The sequence below is a fragment of the Janthinobacterium sp. 35 genome, assembly GCF_002754575.1.
In the GTDB taxonomy this organism is placed as follows: domain Bacteria; phylum Pseudomonadota; class Gammaproteobacteria; order Burkholderiales; family Burkholderiaceae_D; genus Janthinobacterium; species Janthinobacterium tructae.
In genome coordinates this window covers 2,499,866-2,516,342 of sequence record NZ_PEFN01000001.1, presented here as the reverse complement: position 1 = coordinate 2,516,342, position 16,477 = coordinate 2,499,866, and the positions used below count along the sequence as shown (strand labels likewise).

Here is a 16,477-nt window from a genome sequence, read left to right as displayed (position 1 = left end):
GTCGGACCCTCAGGGTCCGACCCCGGCCTTTCGACGTTGGGGTGGGAATACCAGCTACAACTGGTGTAGTTTCTGTCATCAGCAACGAGAGTGAGCATGTCCGACTATCTGCTTGAAATGAAAGGCATCGTCAAACAGTTTGGCGGTGTTCGCGCGCTTGACGGCATCGACCTGCAGGTGCGGGCCGGCGAGTGCATCGGCTTGTGCGGCGAGAATGGCGCCGGCAAGTCGACCCTGATGAAGGTGCTGTCCGGCGTCTATCCGCACGGCACCTGGGAGGGCGAGATCCTGTGGGAGGGCCAGCCCCTGCGCGCGCAATCGATCCGCGACACGGAAGACGCGGGCATCATCATCATCCACCAGGAACTGATGCTGGTGCCGCAGCTGTCCGTGGCCGAGAATATCTTCATGGGCCGCGAGCTCACCCTGCCCGGCGGGCGCATGCATTACGCGGCCATGTACAAGCGCGCCGACGAGCTGCTGCGCGAACTGAAAATTCCCGAACTGAACGTGGCGCAGCCCGTGATGAATTACGGCGGCGGCCACCAGCAGCTGGTGGAAATCGCCAAGGCGCTCAACAAGAATGCGCGCCTGCTGATCCTCGACGAGCCGTCATCGTCGCTGACGGCGTCGGAAATCGCCGTGCTGCTCGATATCCTGCGCGCCCTGAAAGCCAAGGGCGTCACCTGCATCTACATTTCGCACAAGCTCGATGAAGTGGCGGCCATCTGCGACACCATCGTCGTCATCCGCGACGGCAAGCATATCGCCACCACGCCGATGGCGCAGATGAACGTCGAGCGCATCATCGCGCAGATGGTGGGCCGCGAAATGAGCCAGCTGTACCCGCAACGCGCGCAGCCGGCACCTATCGGCGAAGTGCTGTTCGAGGCGCGCCACGTGACGTGCATCGATGCCGACAACCCGCAGCGCAAGCGGGTCGACGATGTGTCATTCACCCTGCGCAAAGGCGAGATCCTCGGCATCGCCGGCCTGGTGGGGGCGGGGCGCACGGAGCTCGTCTCGGCCCTGTTCGGCGCCTACCAAGGGCCGTGCCAGGCCGAGGTGTGGCTCGATGGCCGCCGCATCGACACCTCGTCTCCGCAAAAGGCCATCGCCATGGGCCTGGCCATGGTGCCGGAAGACCGCAAGCACCACGGCATCGTGCCCGACCTCGACGTGGGGCAGAACATTACGCTGGCCGTGCTGGAGCAATTCGCGCGCGCCACGCGCATCGATGGCGAGGCGGAGCTGGCGGCCGTGCGCGGCGAGATCGCCCAGCTGGAACTGAAGGCGGCCAGCCCGTCGCTGCCCATTACGAGCCTGTCGGGCGGCAACCAGCAAAAGGCCGTGCTGGCCAAGATGCTGCTGACGCGCCCGCGCGTGCTGATCCTCGACGAGCCCACGCGCGGCGTCGATGTGGGCGCCAAATATGAAATCTACAAATTGATGCTGGCGCTGGCCGACCGGGGCGTGGCCATCATCATGGTCTCGTCGGAACTGGCCGAAGTGCTGGGTGTGTCCGACCGCGTGCTGGTGATGGGCGAGGGCCGGTTGCGCGGCGACTTTATCAACGATGGCCTGAGCCAGGAAACCGTGCTGGCGGCGGCGCTGGACCAGCGTCCGGCGCCCGCCGCCAACACCGCAAACAAGGAAACCGCAGCATGAAACCGCACAGTATCAAACAGCTGTTCACCCAATACAAGATGCTGGCCCTCTTGATCGCCGTAGCGCTGATCTGGGCCTTCTTTTCGTGGAAGACGCAGGGCAGTTTCCTTACGCCGCGCAACCTGTCGAACCTGCTGCGCCAGATGTCCGTCACCGGCATCCTCGCCTGCGGCATGGTGCTGGTGATTATCGCCGGCGAGATCGACCTGTCGATCGGTTCCCTGCTGGGGCTATTGGGCGGCATCGCCGCCGTGCTGGACGTGACGCAGCACTGGCCGCTGGCGCTGAACCTGGCGGCCGTACTCGGCTGCGGCCTGGTGATCGGCCTCTTGAATGGCTACCTGACGGCGTACCGGGGCATTCCCTCCTTCATCGTCGGCCTGGGCGGCATGCTCGCGTATCGCGGCATCCTGCTGGGCATCACGGGCGGTATCACCATCGCGCCCGTCTCCGAGCCGATGGTCTACCTGGGGCAGGGCTACCTGCCCGCGGTGCCCGGCATCGTGCTGGGCGTCGGCCTGTTCCTGCTGGCCGCCTTCCTGACGTGGCGCGCGCGCGCCAGCCGCGCGCAGCATGGCTTGCCGCAGACGGCACCCTGGGCCGACGGCTTGCGCCTGGCCGTCATCGGCGCCGTGCTGTACGCCTTCGTGCAAACCCTGAACGGCTATGAAGGCATCCCGCTGCCCGTGCTGTTGCTGCTGGCCTTGCTGGGACTGTTCAGTTACATCACCAGCCAGACCGTGTTCGGCCGCCGCATCTACGCCGTCGGCAGCAATATGGAAGCGACGCGTTTGTCCGGCATCAACGTGAAAGCCGTCAAGCTGTGGATCTTCGGCATCATGGGCCTGATGTGCGCATTGGCTGGCCTGATCAACACGGGCCGCCTGGCGGCAGGTTCCCCATCGGCCGGCACCTTCAGCGAACTCGATGCGATTGCCGCCTGCTTCATCGGCGGCACCTCGATGCGCGGCGGCTCGGGCACCGTGTACGGCGCCCTGATCGGTGCGCTGGTCATGGCCAGCCTCGATAACGGCATGTCCATGCTGGACGTGGACACTTACTGGCAGATGATCGTGAAAGGCAGTATCCTCACTTTGGCCGTGTGGGTCGATGTCAGCACGCGAGCGGGGCGTAAATAGCCGTGAAACGATCTGGCACGCGAGGAGACACCATGAAGATGCCGACCGCGCACCGGATCGCGCTGCTGTTTAACGGCAATAAAATCTACGACCGCGACATCATCGCGGGCATTGCCGCCTACCTGAACACCACGCGCGTATCGTGGGACCTGTTCCTGGAAGAGGATTTTCGCTGCCGCCTGCCCGGCATCGAGCGCTGGCAGGGCGACGGCATCATCGCCGATTTCGACGATCCCGCCGTCTGCGCGGCGCTGGCGCACAGCCGGTTGCCCGTGGTGGCCGTGGGCGGCTCGTATGCGCGCGCCGAGGATTACCCGGCCGGCATCCCCTACGTGGCAACTGATAATTTCAAGATCGTCAAGCTGGCCTATGAACATCTGGTGGAAGCGGGCCTGAGCCGCTTTGCCTGTTTCAGCCTGCCCGAGGCCGATGTCAACCGCTGGGCGCAGGAGCGCGAAACGGCGTTTTGCGCCTTGATGCAGCGCGACCACATGCGCGCCGATGTGTACCGCGGCGTCGCCACCAGCGCGCCCGCGTGGGACGAAGCGGTGGAGCAGCAGATCGCCTGGCTCAACAGCCTGGAAAAACCCGTCGGCATCATCGCCGTCAGCGACGCGCGCGCGCGCCAGCTGCTGCAAGCGTGCATGCACGCGGGCATCGCCGTGCCGGAGCAAGTGGCCCTGATCGGCATCGACAACGACCCGCTGGCGCGCATGCTCACACGCATTCCATTGAGTTCCGTGATCCAGGGCACCGAGGAAATGGGCCGCACGGCGGCGCATTTGCTGCACCAGATGTTGAATGGCGCGCGCCTGTCCGGCACGCGCATCCTGGTGCCGCCGGCCGGCCTGAACGTGCTTGCCTCCACCTGTCACCAGCCCTTCCAGCATCCGCAGGTGATGCAGGCGCGCCACTTCATTCGCCAGTACGCGTGCCAGGGCATCAAGACGGAGCAGGTGGCCGATTACGTGGGCGTGTCGCGCTCCTCGCTCGAAGCGCACTTCCGCCAGGAACTGGGGCGCAGCGTGCACGATGAAATCCTGCATTTCAAGCTCGATGCGGCCAAGACCCTGCTGGCGCGCGGGCCGGGACAGGTGGCCGAGGTGGCCGTGCGTTGCGGCTTTACCACGGTGCAGTACATGCACGCCGTCTTCAAGCGCGAACTCGGTTGCACGCCGCGCGAATTCCAGCAGCGCAGCGGGCCACCGCCATGACGATTTTTACCTTGCACAATGCGCGCGGCATGCGCGTGGCCATCGATGCGCACGATGCCAGCGTGCGGGCCTGGTGGGCACCCGACCGCTATGGCCGCCAGGCCGATGTACTGGGCGCGGCGCCCCCTGCGGCGCGGTCGTCCACGGGCTGGCAGTGCGCGCCGCCGGAGGACGGCCACTTGCTGCTGCACCTGGCGCACGACGGCCTGTCGGTGCGCCTGGCCTACCGGCTTGATGACGATGGCAGCCTGCACCTCGACTGCGCCGCCACGGCCGATACCATTTCCCGTTTTGCGCTTGCTGCGCCGCGCTTCAATCTGCAGGGTCATCATGCCAGCGTGGGCGACCATGTGCTGCGCCTGGCCGCCGACCATTATTGGCCTTGGCCTGGCGGCTGCGCGGACGGCTCTCCGCGCGATGTGGCGGGCAGCGCGTTTGACTTTCGCCAGCCGGCGCCGCTCGCCTCGCGCCTGGCCTGGCCCGCGCTGGTGAACTTGCCGGGATTTGGGCATGACTTTTACTGGACGGGCAGCGGCCAGCTGCGCGAGGTGGCGCGGGTTGCCGATCCCGCCTCTGGCAGGGTCTTGCGTTTTTCCAGTAGCCAGGACAGTTGCCATCTGTCTTCCGATGCATGCTGTTTTTCCCTGCTGGCGCGGGGCGTGCAATTGCAGCCGGGACAGGTGATGCGCTTCACGCTCGCCTACCGTTTGGGCGTGCAGGATATCGACGCGTTTGACATATCCGAACCGGTATCAATGATGTCAAATAAGTGATTGGTCAGATATGCGGGGCAGTTCTACCATGGGGTAGTTTTTCCCTCATTTATTTTTGTCCTGACCGACGCTGCGAATCTGCCCATGAACATACTCACCATCGATGCCGGCACCACCAATACGCGTACCTTGCTGTGGCGCGCAGGCGCCGTCGTCGCCCAGGCGCAGCTGGAAACGGGCGTGCGCAATACCGCCATCGATGGCCATAACGGCGCGCTGAAACAGGCGCTGCGCGACACCATCGCCAGCGTGCTGGCCAGCGCCGGCATCGCGCCGTGCGCCGTGGACCTGGCGCTGGCGTCGGGCATGATCAGCTCGCCCATGGGCGTGCGGGAAGTGGCGCATTTGCCGGCGCCCGCCGGCCTGGCCCAACTGGCGCAAGGCATGCAGGCGGTGGACTTGCCCGATGTGCTGGCGCAGCCCCTGTGGCTGATCCCCGGCGTGCGCAACCAGCATGGCGCCGTCGGCCTGCATAACGTCGAGGCGATGGACATGATGCGCGGCGAAGAGACGGAAGTCGTCGCGCTGCTCGAGCGCTTGCAGTTGCGCGGCGCGGCGACCCTGATCATGCCCGGTTCGCATACCAAATTGATCAGCGTGGACGAGCAGCGCCGCATCCTCGGCTGCAGCACCACCATCGCGGGCGAGCTGCTGCAGGCGATCACGCAGCACACCCTGATCAAGCAATCGGTCGATGGCGGTTTTGCGCAAACCCTGGTGCCGAAAATGCTGCTGGCCGGCGCGGCCGCGGCGCAAAAAACGGGATTGGCGCGCGCCTGCTTCAGCGTGCGCACGCTGGGCCAGTTCAGCGCCGTCGAATGCAATGAGCGGGCCAATTTCCTGATGGGCGCCGTCCTCAGCGGCGACTTGCTGGCGCTGCGCAACAGCACGGCCATCCAGATGCGGCCCGATAGCCCGCTCGTCATTACCGGTAAACCCATGTTGCGCCAGGCGCTCGGGCTGCTGATCGAAGAACACGGATTTTTTTATGGCAAGCGCATCATCGTCGACGACCAGCAGCAGGCCAATCTGGCCGGTCACGGTGCGCTGCTGATTGCCGCCGCGCGCGGCTTGATTTCCCCGCAGGAGACAGTATGAGCAGCAACAAGAACAAGCGTCCCTTGCGTTCGCAAGCGTGGTTTGGCGGCGACGACAAGGACAGTTTTATTCATCGCAGCTGGATGAAGAACCAGGGTTATCCCGGCGACGCCTTCGATGGCCGCCCCGTCATCGGCATCTGCAATACCTGGTCCGAGCTGACGCCTTGCAATGGCCATTTCCGCGACCTGGCCGAAATGGTCAAGCGCGGCGTGCTCGAAGCGGGCGGCTTTCCCGTCGAATTTCCCGTCATGTCGCTGGGCGAGACGAATCTGCGCCCGACGGCCATGCTGTTCCGTAACCTGGCCAGCATGGATGTCGAGGAATCGATCCGCGCCAACCCGATCGACGGCGTGGTGCTGCTGACGGGCTGCGACAAGACCACCCCGGCCCTGCTGATGGGCGCGGCCAGCGTGGACTTGCCCACCATCGTGCTGTCGGGCGGTCCCATGCTGAACGGGAATTACCGCGGCAAACCGATCGGCTCGGGCACGGATGTGTGGAAGTTTTCCGAAGACGTGCGCGCCGGGCGCATGACCTCAAACGAATTCAAGCAGGCCGAATCGTGCATGTCGCGCTCCGCCGGCCATTGCATGACCATGGGCACGGCGTCCACCATGGCCAGCATGGTCGAGGCGCTGGGCGTGACCTTGCCCGGCAACGCCGCCATTCCCGCCGTCGATGCGCGCCGCAAGCTGCAGGCGCAGCTGACGGGCCGGCGTATCGTCGACATGGTGCATGAAGACCTGAAACTGTCGCAGATCCTCACGCGCGACGCGTTTGAAAACGCCATCATGGTCAACGGCGCCATCGGCGGCTCGACCAATGCCGTGATCCACCTGCTGGCCATTGCGGGGCGCATCGGCGTGGACATGCGCCTGGCCGACTGGGACCGCCTGGGCCGCGACATTCCCTGCCTGCTGAACCTGATGCCGTCGGGCCAGTACCTGATGGAGGATTTTTACTATGCGGGCGGCCTGCCCGTGATCATCCGCGACCTGCTGGGCACATTGCATGGCGAAGCGCTCACCGTCACGGGCGCCAGCATGGCCGTCAACGTGGCCGAAGCGGAAAATTTCAATCCCGAGGTGATCACGCCGCTGGCGCAGCCATTCAAGAACGAGGGTGGCATCGCCGTCCTGCAGGGCAACCTGGCCCCGCGCGGCGCCGTCATCAAGCCTTCGGCCGCCTCGCCGGAGCTGATGCAGCACCGTGGCCGCGCCGTCGTCTTCAACAGCATCGAGCACTATAAAAAAAGAATCGACGATCCCGCGCTCGACATCGACGCCAGCTGCGTGATGGTGCTGCAAAATTGCGGCCCGCAGGGCTATCCGGGCATGGCCGAGGTGGGCAATATGGGGCTGCCGAAAAAACTGCTGGAGCAGGGCGTGCGCGACATGGTACGCATCTCGGATGCGCGCATGAGCGGCACGGCCTACGGCACGGTGGTGCTGCACGTGGCGCCGGAAGCGGCCGTGGGCGGGCCGCTGGCGCTGGTGCGCGATGGCGACATGATTGAACTGGACGTGGCGGGACGCCGCTTGCACCTGGACGTCGACGAGGCCGAGCTGGCGCGCCGGCGCGCGCAGTGGCGCGCACCCGAGCCGGCCATGAAGGGCGGCTACCAGTCCATGTACATCAAGCACGTGACGCAGGCCGATGAAGGCGCGGACCTGGACTTCCTCGTCGGCTGCCGGGGTTCGGCCGTGCCACGCGAATCACACTAAAAGAGGAAAAATGATGGGGACACGGGCCCAATTGCTGGTCGATGCGCAGAATTTTCTCGGCGAGGGCGTGCGCTGGTGCGAACGCAGCGGCCGCGTTTTCTGGACGAATATCGAAGGCTGCCAGCTGCATGCGCTGGTGCTGGCGACGGGCGAACGCCAGAGCTGGGCCATGCCCGAGCGTCTGGCGTGCTTCGCGCTGACGGACAACGATGAGGTGCTGCTGCTGGGCCTCGCTTCGCGCCTGGCGTGGTTTGACGCGCGCAGCGGGGCCGTCACGCCCTTGCACACGGTAGAGGGCGACTTGCCCATGACGCGCCTGAACGATGGCCGCTGCGACCGCCAGGGACGCTTTGTCTTCGGCACGCTCGATGAACGCCCGTGCCGCGATGCCATCGCCAGCTTTTACCGCCTCAACCTGGACTTGAGCCTGGAGCGCCTGCCGCTGCCACCGATCGCCATCTCGAACAGTATCTGCTTCAGCGTCGATGGCACGGCCATGTATTTTTGCGACTCGATGAAGAAGGCGATCTACCGCTGGGACGATTACCTGGGGGGCGACGCCAGCCGGGTGCGCGTGTTTGCCGTGCTCGATCCCGGCCCCGGCGCGGCCGACGGCGCCACCATCGATGCGCACGATCACTTGTGGAGCGCGCAATGGGGCGCGGGACGCGTATTGCGCTTCGCACCGGATGGCAGCGTCGAGCGCGCGATCACCTTGCCCGTCTCGCAGCCCAGCTGCGTGAGCCTGGGCGGCGCGCACTACGACGAATTGTTCGTCACCACCGCGCAGGAAAGTTTGACGCCGGCCCAGCTGGCGGGCGAACCGCTGGCCGGGGGATTGTTTCATGCGCGCCAGGTGGACGTGCGCGGTTTGCCGGAAGTGCGCTTTGGCGCCCTGCCGGCCTGACAGGAGAGAGCATATGCAAAAACATACGATTTTCGAAGGCATTATCGAGCGGGGCATGGTCGGCATCGTGCGCGCCGGCTCGCCCGATGCGGCGCTGCAGATTGCCGAGGCGTGCATCGCTGGCGGCATCACGGCGCTGGAAGTGGCCTTCACCACGCCCGATACCCTGGGCCTGCTGCGCACCCTGCGCGAACGCCATGGAGACGACGTGCTGCTGGGCGCGGGCACGGTGCTCGATACGGAGACGGCGCGCGCCGCCATTCTGGCCGGCGCGCAGTTCATCATTTCGCCCAGTGTCAACGTGGAAACCATCGCGCTGTGCCAGCGCTACCAGGTGCTGGCCATGCCGGGCGCGATGACGCCGACGGAAATCGTCACGGCCCTGCAGGCGGGCGCCGACATCGTCAAGGTCTTCCCCGCCGAGATGTTTGGCCCCGCCTACATCAAGGCCCTGCGCGCGCCCCTGCCGCAAGCACCGTTGATGCCGACGGGCGGCGTGACGGTGGAGAACCTGCATGCATGGTTTGCCAGCGGCGCCGTGGCCGTGGGTATCGGCGGCAGCCTGAGTGGCCCGGGCGCCACCGGCGACTATGCGGCCGTGACGGCGCGCGCGCAAGCTTTCGTGTCGCAGATGGCGCTCATACGCACGGCTAAGTCTTCTGGCTAGCTCCCGGCGGGACGGGAATCTGCTACGCTAGGCGGGCAATGTCGCACGCCTAACTACGACCCGAATATGCCCAACATCGCCCGTATCCTGCAAGACAGCCGCATCATCGCCATCGTCGGCATGTCCGACAAGCCTGAACGCGCCAGCCATGAAGTGGCAGATTACCTGCTGCAGCATGGCTACCGCGTGTTGCCCGTCAATCCGGCCCTCGCCGGCAAGGAAGTGCTGGGCCAGCGCGCCTATGCCACCCTGACGCAGGCCGCAGCGGCCGTGGCGCCGGCGCACATCGACATCGTCGACTGCTTCCGCAAGTCCGAGGATATCCTGCCCATCGCCGAGGAAGCCATCGCCGTCAAGGCAGGCTGTTTGTGGCTGCAGCTCGATATCATCAACGAGCAGGCGGCGCAGCTGGCGCGGGCGGCTGGCCTGGATGTGGTGATGGACCACTGCACAAAAATTGAGCACCGCAAGCTGGCGGTGGCGGCATGAAGGCGCGCACGCAATTTCGCGCCGGCCAGGGCTTCGAGCTGAACGAGGAATTCGCCGGCAAGCGCCTGCTGGGCGCCGCCACCAAGGCGGCCAACAAGAAGCTCACGCCTGCCCAGTGCAAGGCCCTGGACCGCGAGGAAACCGTGGCCCTGACGGCGCAGATCGCCGAGTGCCAGAGCATGCTGTATGCGCAGCACAAAAAGAAGGTGCTGCTGGTCCTGCAGGGCATGGATACCTCGGGCAAGGATGGTACGGTCAAGGCCATCTTCAGCAACATCAACCCGATGGGCATCCGCGCCGTGGCGTTCAAGGGCCCCACCGATATCGAACTGGCGCACGATTACCTGTGGCGCGTGCACCAGCACGTGCCCGTCAGGGGCGAGATCGCCATCTTCAACCGCAGCCACTACGAAGATGTGCTGATCACGCGGGTGCAGGACATGATCGACAAAGCCGAATGCCAGCGCCGCTACGCGCAGATCCGCGATTTCGAGCGCATGCTGAGCGAAACGGGCACCGTCATCCTGAAAGTCTTCCTGCATATCTCGAAGGACGAGCAACGGGGACGGCTGCAGGAGCGGCTTGACGATCCCGACCGCCAGTGGAAGTTCGATCCCAACGATATCGCCCAGCGCAAGAAGTGGGATGGCTACCAGCGCGCCTATGAAACGGCGATCCGCGAGACCGATGCCGACCACGCGCCGTGGTACGTGGTGCCATCGAACTCCAAGACGCAGCGCAACCTGGTGGTCGCCTCGCTGCTGCTGGAAACGCTGCAGGGCATGAAGCTGGAATACCCGGCGCCGGACCCGAAACTGTCGTCTTTCAAGGTCGAGTAGAGGTCAGGACAGTTCAGCGCTGTGCCTGCGGAATCGGCCGCGCTGTGGCATAGTATCCCTCGTCGATAATTCAAACCAGACCGGAGATCCATATGCTGCAGTTGAAAGATCCTACCTTGTTGCGTCACCAGGCTTACGTGAATGGAGCCTGGGCGGATGCCGATGGTGGCCAGACGATTAATGTGAGCAATCCCGCCACCGGCGAGCATATCGGCACGGTGCCCCTGATGGGTGCAGCCGAGACGCGCCGCGCCATCGAGGCGGCTAATGCCGCCTGGCCCGCCTGGCGCAAGAAGACGGCCAAGGAACGCGCGGCCGTGCTGCGCCGCTGGCATGACCTGATCCTGGAAAACGCCGACGATCTGGCGCTGATCATGACCACCGAGCAGGGCAAGCCCTTGCCGGAAGCGAAGGGCGAAGTGCAGTTCGGCGCCTCGTTCATCGAGTGGTTTGCCGAAGAAGGCAAGCGCGTCGCTGGCGACACCCTGCAATCGCCGTGGCCAGACCGCCGCCTGGTCATCACCAAGGAGCCGATCGGCGTGTGCGCCGCCATCACGCCGTGGAATTTCCCCGCTGCCATGATCACGCGCAAAGTCGGCCCGGCCCTGGCCGCCGGCTGCCCGATGGTCTTGAAACCAGCCGAAGCCACGCCATTTTCTGCGCTGGCGCTGGCCGTGCTGGCCGAGCGCGCGGGCGTGCCTGCGGGCGTGTTCAGCATCGTCACCGGTGCGCCGAAAGACATCGGCGGCGAAATGACGTCGAACCCCATCGTGCGCAAGCTGACGTTTACGGGCTCGACCCAGGTTGGCCGCCTGCTGGCCGAGCAATGCGCGCCGACGATCAAGAAACTCTCGCTGGAACTGGGCGGCAATGCGCCGTTCATCGTCTTCGACGACGCCGACCTGGATGCGGCCGTGGAAGGCGCCATCGCCTCGAAATACCGCAACGCGGGCCAGACTTGCGTGTGCGCCAACCGCCTGTACGTGCAGGACAGCGTGTATGACGCGTTCGCCGAGAAACTGGTGGCCGCCGTGGCCAAGCTGAAGGTGGGCAATGGCATTGAGGCGGGCGTCACGCAAGGCCCGCTGATCGACGCCAAGGCTGTCGCCAAGGTGGAAGAGCACGTGGCCGATGCCTTGGCCAAGGGCGGTCGCCTGCTGGCCGGCGGCAAGCGCCATGCGCTGGGTAACGGCTTCTTCGAGCCGACCATCATCGCCGACGTGACGAACGACATGCGCGTGGCCACCGAGGAAACCTTCGGCCCGCTGGCGCCGCTGTTCCGCTTCAAGACTGACGATGAAGTGATCGCCCTGGCCAACAACACGGAATTCGGCCTGGCCGCCTATTTCTATTCGCGCGACATCGGCCGCATCTGGCGCGTGGCCGAAGGCCTGGAAACGGGCATGGTCGGCGTCAACACGGGCCTGATCTCGAACGAGATCGCGCCCTTCGGCGGTGTCAAGCAATCGGGCCTGGGCCGTGAAGGGTCGACCTATGGTATCGAAGATTATTTAGTCATTAAATATATCTGCATGGGCGGTATCTAAAGCCGCTTAACGCGAGCCGCGGCGCGATCTAGGATGCTTGATTAAATCTACTGCGCGGCGCGCTTTCCGGCCTGCGATGCTCGCTGTACTAGAGTACAGCTGCGCTTCTTAGCCAGATGGGGGCGCCGAGCCTCGTTGCCGCTCGCTACGATTTTCTCAAGCATCCGTGACGTCTGTTATCGACGGCTGTTGCGAGCCGATCCTAACCTGTCCAGCATGCCCTTGACCGCTTCCATCTGCGTGCCGCTCTTGCGGTAGAAATCCGGGTCGATCGGATTGATGCTGGTGTAGCCCCAGAAATCCCAGCAGCCTTTCGGGTTGTACGGGTAAACGGGGCTCGGTTCGGCCTGCGGATACAGCACGATGATCTTGTTGGCGTCCGCCACCTGGTTGTAGCCGGTGCTCGTATAGAAGCGGTCGCCGATCGCCTGCGTCGTTTGCAGGCAGCCGTGGAACACCACGTGCACGCGGCAGCTCTCGCTGTCGCAGGCTTTCGGGATGTAGGCGTAGCCCGTATTGTTCATGCTGGAGTACGCGTTCTGGATGAAGCTGCGCTGGTTGAAGGCGATCAGCTTGCCCGTCAGGGTGGTCGACGACGGCTGCAGGTCGGGGTACAGGTGCTGCAGGATGTCGCGCGCCTGCACGAAGTCGCAGTCGTTGATGAAGGGCGAGTCCGTCACGGCGCAGGGCTTGTCCTGAGTGTTGTCTGTGATGATGGCATGGCCCGCGCCGACCGTATCGACGAAGCGGATCTGCGCCGCCGGCGTGCCTGCCAGTTGATAGAATTTTCCCACCTGTTCCACCACCGGCCGCGTCACGGTCTGGTCTTGCGTTCCGCTGAACAAATACACGCGCTGGCGTTTCAGGTTGTCCGTGTCGTCGATGAGACGGGCGCGTGCAAAATCGTTCGCCGCGCGCAGCAATTCACTGGCGACAGGCGGCGCCACCTGTGCGCTGCCCGGATTCATGCAGGTGGTCAGGGCATTCGTCAGGTAGGGAATGTAGGGAAAGCGGCCCGGCTGGCCAGAGCAGAAATACGGGCCACCGGCGATGATGCCGGCGCCGGCCACCGTGGCCGAGTAGGCGACGGCAAATTGCGCCGCCATGAAGCCGCCCGAGGACAGGCCCGATACGGTGGTCTGGCTCAGGTCGGCCTGGTAGGCGGGCAGGGCGGCGGCATCCTTGCTCGCGGCGGGCTTGACGGCTTTGGCGGCCGTGGCGGCGTGCGCGCTTGCTGGCGCCAGGACGAGCAGGCTGGCGGCCAGCAGGGTGGTGGGTAGTGCGGTCAGGTGCGCGGTCAGGTGCGGGAAGGACATGGTGACTCCACAAGGCAAGGGCAGGAAGGCCGAGCATAGGTAAAAAAACTGTGCGTTGGGCAAGTACTGCACTGTCGTTGATGTCGCTCAAGCTATTGCTGTTGTTGTGGCCCGCCTGCGCGTGCGCGGTGTTTGACATAGAATGGTTTTTTTTCGTTCAACCATGGTGCCCCTCATGTCCAAGACCCTTGCCCAGCTGTTTGCACTGACCACCCTTGCCGCCGGCGCCAGCCTGGCCATGCCGGCGCATGCCGCCAACACCGCACCAGCTGCCACCGCGCCAGCGGCCTGTCCCGCCATCCTCAAGCAGACCTTCAACCGCCTGCAGGATGAAACGCCGCAAAACCTGTGCCAGTACGCGGGGAAGGTCGTGCTGGTGGTGAATACGGCCAGTTATTGTGGTTTTACCAATCAATACGAAGGGCTCGAAGCGCTGTACGCCAAGTACGGCAGCAAGGGCCTGGTGGTACTGGGCTTTCCGTCGAACGATTTCGGCAAGCAGGAACCTGGCAACAGCAAGGAAATCGCCGATTTCTGCTATAACACCTATGGCGTGAAGTTCCCCATGTTCGCCAAATCGGCGGTTTCCGGTCCCGCGCCGAATCCGCTGTACGTGGACCTGATCAAGCAGACGGGCAAGACGCCGGCCTGGAATTTCCATAAATACCTGATCGACCGCCACGGTAAAGTGGTGGAAAGCTTCCCCAGCAAGGTGACGCCGGACGACAAGAAACTCGTTGGCGCAGTGGAAAAAGCACTGGCGCTGTAAGTTGCCGACACACAAGCAGGCCTGCGCGCCTGCTTTTTTTTAATGCCGCGCTTGTCGTCTTGGCATCATTGTCCTAAGCTGGTTGTTCGCGTTTGTCACAACAAAGGAGAAAATCATGGCGTATGTCGATGGATTTGTGGTGCCCGTACCGAAAGCCAAGCTCGATGCCTACCTGGCCATGTCGCGGGCCTGCGGCGCTGTCTGGCGCGAACACGGCGCGCTGGAATTTCGCGAATGCGTGGGCGACGATGTCAAGCCAGGCAAGCTGACCTCGTTCCCGCAGGCGGTGGACTTGCAGGATGGCGAAGTGGTGGTGTTTTCATGGATTGTGTATGAGTCGCGCGCCAAACGCGATGAAATCAACGACAAGGTCATGCAAGACCCGCGCCTGGCCGAGATGATGGACCCGGCCAAGTTGCCGTTCGATGGCAAGCGGATGATATACGGTGGCTATGAAATGCGGATAGATGCTTAAAGGATAAGCTTGGCCGGCAACGCGCCGCGCAGCGCATTGCACACGACGATCGCCTCGGCCCGCGCCAGCATGGGACGCGTGATGATGGTTTCCTGCGCATCCCAGGCGGGATCGGCCAGCATGGCCGCGCGCTGCACGCCGGGCAGCAAGCCGCAGGACAGGGGCGGCGTGTGCCAGTGGCCGTCCAGCTTCACGAAGACATTGCTGCGCCCGCCCTCCGTCAGCTCGCCCCGTTCGTTAAAGAACAGCATGTCGAAGCCGCCTTGCGCCTCGGCCGCGCGCCAGGCTGCATCGTAGCGCGCGCGCACGCTGCTCTTGTGGCGCAGGAACAGGTCGTCCGCTGTGGTGGCGTCGGGTGCCAGCAAAATGTTCACGGTCTCCGGCAAGGTGCTGAGCGCACCGCTTTGCACGGTGAACTGGCCATCCTGGCGCAGCGCCAGGCGCAGGCGGAAGGGCGCATCGTCGGGGTGCGCCGCGCAAGCCGCCTGCAGCGCGGCGCGGGCGGCCTGCGCATCCCAGATAAAACCGAAGTAGGCGCAGGAAGCGGCCAGGCGCGCCAGGTGGCGTTCCTGCTGGCGGCAGCCATCGTTGCGGCTGGCGTGCAGGGTTTCGAACAGTTCGAAGTCGTTCGTGAGGCCCGTGAGGAAGCGGGCCTTGAGCTGGCATTCCGCAAATTCATCGTGCGGGTCGCTGTCGAGCACGATTCCGGCGCCCACGCCCATTTCGCCGCGCCGCATGCCGCCAGGGCCAGCCGCTTGCAGGGCCAAGGTGCGGATCGGTACGGACATGCAGAAGTCGCCCACCGCGTGCGCGGCACCGGCGGCTGGCGGATCGAACCAGCCGATGGCGCCCGTATAGATGCCGCGTGGTGCGGGTTCCAGTTCGGCGATGATTTCCATGGTGCGGCGTTTCGGCGCGCCCGTGATCGAGCCGCAGGGATACAAGGCCTGGAAGATGTCGGCCAGGCTGGCATCTTCGCGCAAGCGCGCCTGCACGGTGGAGGTCATTTGCAGCACGCTGCTGTAGCGCGTCACCTGGAACAGGGCCGGTACCTTGACCGAGCCCGTGGCGGCGATGCGGCCGATGTCGTTGCGCAGCAGGTCGACGATCATCAGGTTTTCCGCGCGATTCTTCGGATCATTGGCCAGGGCCCTGGCGCGGTGCGCATTTTCTTCCGCCTGTTCGGCAGGAGCGGCTGGCGCCGTGCCTTTCATGGGACGCGCCATCAATTCGCCTTGCGCATGGCGCACGAACAGCTCCGGCGACAGCGACAGCAGGGCGCCGCCATCGGGTAGCATCAGCAGCGCGCCGTACGGCACGGGCTGGCGCGCGCGCAGCCGCGCATACAGGGCCAGGGGCGAACCGAAGGCGTCGAAGCGCAAACGATAGGTGTAGTTGACCTGGTAGGTGTCGCCAGCCACGATGTAGTCGTGGATGCGCTGCAGCGCGCGCGTGAATTCGGCTTGATCCACATTTGCGTGGATAGCGGCCACGCCGGCCGGCGCGCTATCCACGCGTGCGTCCAGCCACTGCTGCACCTCGTCTTGCGACAGCTGGGTGCAATGCTCAAAGACGAGCACTTGCGCCAGTGGCGGCGCGCCGGGGCCGGCCGCGCGCGGCGGCATGGCCAGCAAGTGCGCGCCCAACTCGTAGCTGCACACGCTGACGGCGTACTGGCCGCGTTTTAAAGCCGCTTGCAGCCCTTCGAGCAGGGCTGGCCACCCGTTACCCTCGGTGCACTGCAAGACCGCCGCCAGGCCCGTGTACAGGCGCGAACCGGCGCCAGGTGTGCTGGCGTCGTCGAGCAGGGCGAAACAGTCGGTATGCATGGGGACAGCCGCGGTGGTGA

The 16,477-nt window shown here is 64.7% G+C and carries 15 protein-coding genes; 13 read left to right on the top strand and 2 right to left on the bottom strand.

Features of this window, described 5'->3' with window-relative positions; genetic code table 11:
• Positions 1-96: 96 nt before the first annotated feature.
• From xylG to gabD, 11 genes are all read left to right on the top strand, one after another.
• Entirely contained in the window at positions 97-1,668 is a 1,572-nt protein-coding gene (gene xylG / locus CLU93_RS11305) for a D-xylose ABC transporter ATP-binding protein (protein ID WP_099761138.1), read from the top strand.
• A complete protein-coding gene (locus tag CLU93_RS11300) occupies positions 1,665-2,807 on the top strand; it encodes a sugar ABC transporter permease (protein WP_099761137.1) in 1,143 nt (380 codons plus the stop codon). Before xylG ends, CLU93_RS11300 begins: the two co-directional genes overlap by 4 nt.
• Before the next feature lie 32 nt (positions 2,808-2,839).
• Positions 2,840-4,021 (top strand): XylR family transcriptional regulator, encoded by a 1,182-nt coding sequence (locus CLU93_RS11295; RefSeq protein WP_099761136.1) that lies wholly within the window; start codon positions 2,840-2,842, stop codon positions 4,019-4,021.
• Positions 4,018-4,794, top strand: coding sequence for an aldose epimerase family protein (locus CLU93_RS11290; protein ID WP_099761135.1), 777 nt, complete (start codon positions 4,018-4,020; stop codon positions 4,792-4,794). Before CLU93_RS11295 ends, CLU93_RS11290 begins: the two co-directional genes overlap by 4 nt.
• Positions 4,795-4,878: 84 nt before the next feature.
• Positions 4,879-5,892, top strand: coding sequence for a 2-dehydro-3-deoxygalactonokinase (locus CLU93_RS11285; protein WP_099761134.1), 1,014 nt, complete (start codon positions 4,879-4,881; stop codon positions 5,890-5,892).
• Complete coding sequence (araD, locus tag CLU93_RS11280) at positions 5,889-7,619, top strand: L-arabinonate dehydratase (RefSeq protein ID WP_099761133.1); 1,731 nt, start codon at positions 5,889-5,891, stop codon at positions 7,617-7,619. The genes CLU93_RS11285 and araD overlap by 4 nt, the downstream gene beginning before the upstream one ends.
• Positions 7,620-7,629: 10 nt before the next feature.
• Positions 7,630-8,526 carry an SMP-30/gluconolactonase/LRE family protein gene (locus tag CLU93_RS11275; RefSeq protein WP_257224933.1) on the top strand — a complete coding sequence of 299 codons (897 nt, stop codon included), beginning with the start codon at positions 7,630-7,632 and terminating at the stop codon, positions 8,524-8,526.
• Positions 8,527-8,539: 13 nt separating this feature from the next.
• Entirely contained in the window at positions 8,540-9,193 is a 654-nt protein-coding gene (locus tag CLU93_RS11270) for a bifunctional 2-keto-4-hydroxyglutarate aldolase/2-keto-3-deoxy-6-phosphogluconate aldolase (protein WP_099761131.1), read from the top strand.
• A gap of 66 nt (positions 9,194-9,259) precedes the next feature.
• The gene (locus CLU93_RS11265; protein ID WP_099761130.1) at positions 9,260-9,682 is read left to right on the top strand and encodes a CoA-binding protein; all 423 of its coding nucleotides are present in this window, start codon (positions 9,260-9,262) and stop codon (positions 9,680-9,682) included.
• Positions 9,679-10,521 (top strand): PPK2 family polyphosphate kinase, encoded by an 843-nt coding sequence (locus CLU93_RS11260; protein ID WP_099761129.1) that lies wholly within the window; start codon positions 9,679-9,681, stop codon positions 10,519-10,521. The genes CLU93_RS11265 and CLU93_RS11260 overlap by 4 nt, the downstream gene beginning before the upstream one ends.
• Positions 10,522-10,613: 92 nt before the next feature.
• Positions 10,614-12,068 (top strand): NADP-dependent succinate-semialdehyde dehydrogenase, encoded by a 1,455-nt coding sequence (gabD, locus tag CLU93_RS11255; RefSeq protein WP_099761128.1) that lies wholly within the window; start codon positions 10,614-10,616, stop codon positions 12,066-12,068.
• Positions 12,069-12,244: 176 nt separating this feature from the next.
• Here gabD and CLU93_RS11250 read toward each other — a convergent pair whose 3' ends face one another.
• On the bottom strand, positions 12,245-13,384 hold the full coding sequence (locus CLU93_RS11250) for an extracellular catalytic domain type 2 short-chain-length polyhydroxyalkanoate depolymerase (RefSeq protein WP_099761127.1): 1,140 nt from the start codon (positions 13,382-13,384) through the stop codon (positions 12,245-12,247).
• Positions 13,385-13,559: 175 nt separating this feature from the next.
• Between CLU93_RS11250 and CLU93_RS11245 the strand changes: the two genes are divergently transcribed.
• On the top strand, positions 13,560-14,153 hold the full coding sequence (locus CLU93_RS11245; protein WP_099764340.1) for a glutathione peroxidase: 594 nt from the start codon (positions 13,560-13,562) through the stop codon (positions 14,151-14,153).
• 115 nt (positions 14,154-14,268) lie between these two features.
• Complete coding sequence (locus CLU93_RS11240; RefSeq protein WP_099761126.1) at positions 14,269-14,628, top strand: DUF1428 domain-containing protein; 360 nt, start codon at positions 14,269-14,271, stop codon at positions 14,626-14,628.
• On the opposite strand, the gene pabB is transcribed toward CLU93_RS11240, so the two are convergent.
• Entirely contained in the window at positions 14,625-16,457 is a 1,833-nt protein-coding gene (gene pabB / locus CLU93_RS11235) for an aminodeoxychorismate synthase component I (protein WP_099761125.1), read from the bottom strand. The two genes, CLU93_RS11240 and pabB, sit on opposite strands and share 4 nt — an antisense overlap.
• Between the last annotated feature and the right edge of the window lie 20 nt (positions 16,458-16,477).

Excerpts from the sequence above, each read along its gene's own strand:
- xylG (WP_099761138.1), top strand. The coding sequence starts at position 97 with ATGTCCGACTATCTGCTTGAAATGAAAGGCATCGTCAAACAGTTTGGC.
- CLU93_RS11300 (WP_099761137.1), top strand. The coding sequence starts at position 1,665 with ATGAAACCGCACAGTATCAAACAGCTGTTCACCCAATACAAGATGCTG.
- CLU93_RS11295 (WP_099761136.1), top strand. The coding sequence starts at position 2,840 with ATGAAGATGCCGACCGCGCACCGGATCGCGCTGCTGTTTAACGGCAAT.
- CLU93_RS11290 (WP_099761135.1), top strand. The coding sequence starts at position 4,018 with ATGACGATTTTTACCTTGCACAATGCGCGCGGCATGCGCGTGGCCATC.
- CLU93_RS11285 (WP_099761134.1), top strand. The coding sequence starts at position 4,879 with ATGAACATACTCACCATCGATGCCGGCACCACCAATACGCGTACCTTG.
- araD (WP_099761133.1), top strand. The coding sequence starts at position 5,889 with ATGAGCAGCAACAAGAACAAGCGTCCCTTGCGTTCGCAAGCGTGGTTT.
- CLU93_RS11275 (WP_257224933.1), top strand. The coding sequence starts at position 7,630 with ATGATGGGGACACGGGCCCAATTGCTGGTCGATGCGCAGAATTTTCTC.
- CLU93_RS11270 (WP_099761131.1), top strand. The coding sequence starts at position 8,540 with ATGCAAAAACATACGATTTTCGAAGGCATTATCGAGCGGGGCATGGTC.
- CLU93_RS11265 (WP_099761130.1), top strand. The coding sequence starts at position 9,260 with ATGCCCAACATCGCCCGTATCCTGCAAGACAGCCGCATCATCGCCATC.
- CLU93_RS11260 (WP_099761129.1), top strand. The coding sequence starts at position 9,679 with ATGAAGGCGCGCACGCAATTTCGCGCCGGCCAGGGCTTCGAGCTGAAC.
- gabD (WP_099761128.1), top strand. The coding sequence starts at position 10,614 with ATGCTGCAGTTGAAAGATCCTACCTTGTTGCGTCACCAGGCTTACGTG.
- CLU93_RS11250 (WP_099761127.1), bottom strand. The coding sequence starts at position 13,384 with ATGTCCTTCCCGCACCTGACCGCGCACCTGACCGCACTACCCACCACC.
- CLU93_RS11245 (WP_099764340.1), top strand. The coding sequence starts at position 13,560 with ATGTCCAAGACCCTTGCCCAGCTGTTTGCACTGACCACCCTTGCCGCC.
- CLU93_RS11240 (WP_099761126.1), top strand. The coding sequence starts at position 14,269 with ATGGCGTATGTCGATGGATTTGTGGTGCCCGTACCGAAAGCCAAGCTC.
- pabB (WP_099761125.1), bottom strand. The coding sequence starts at position 16,457 with ATGCATACCGACTGTTTCGCCCTGCTCGACGACGCCAGCACACCTGGC.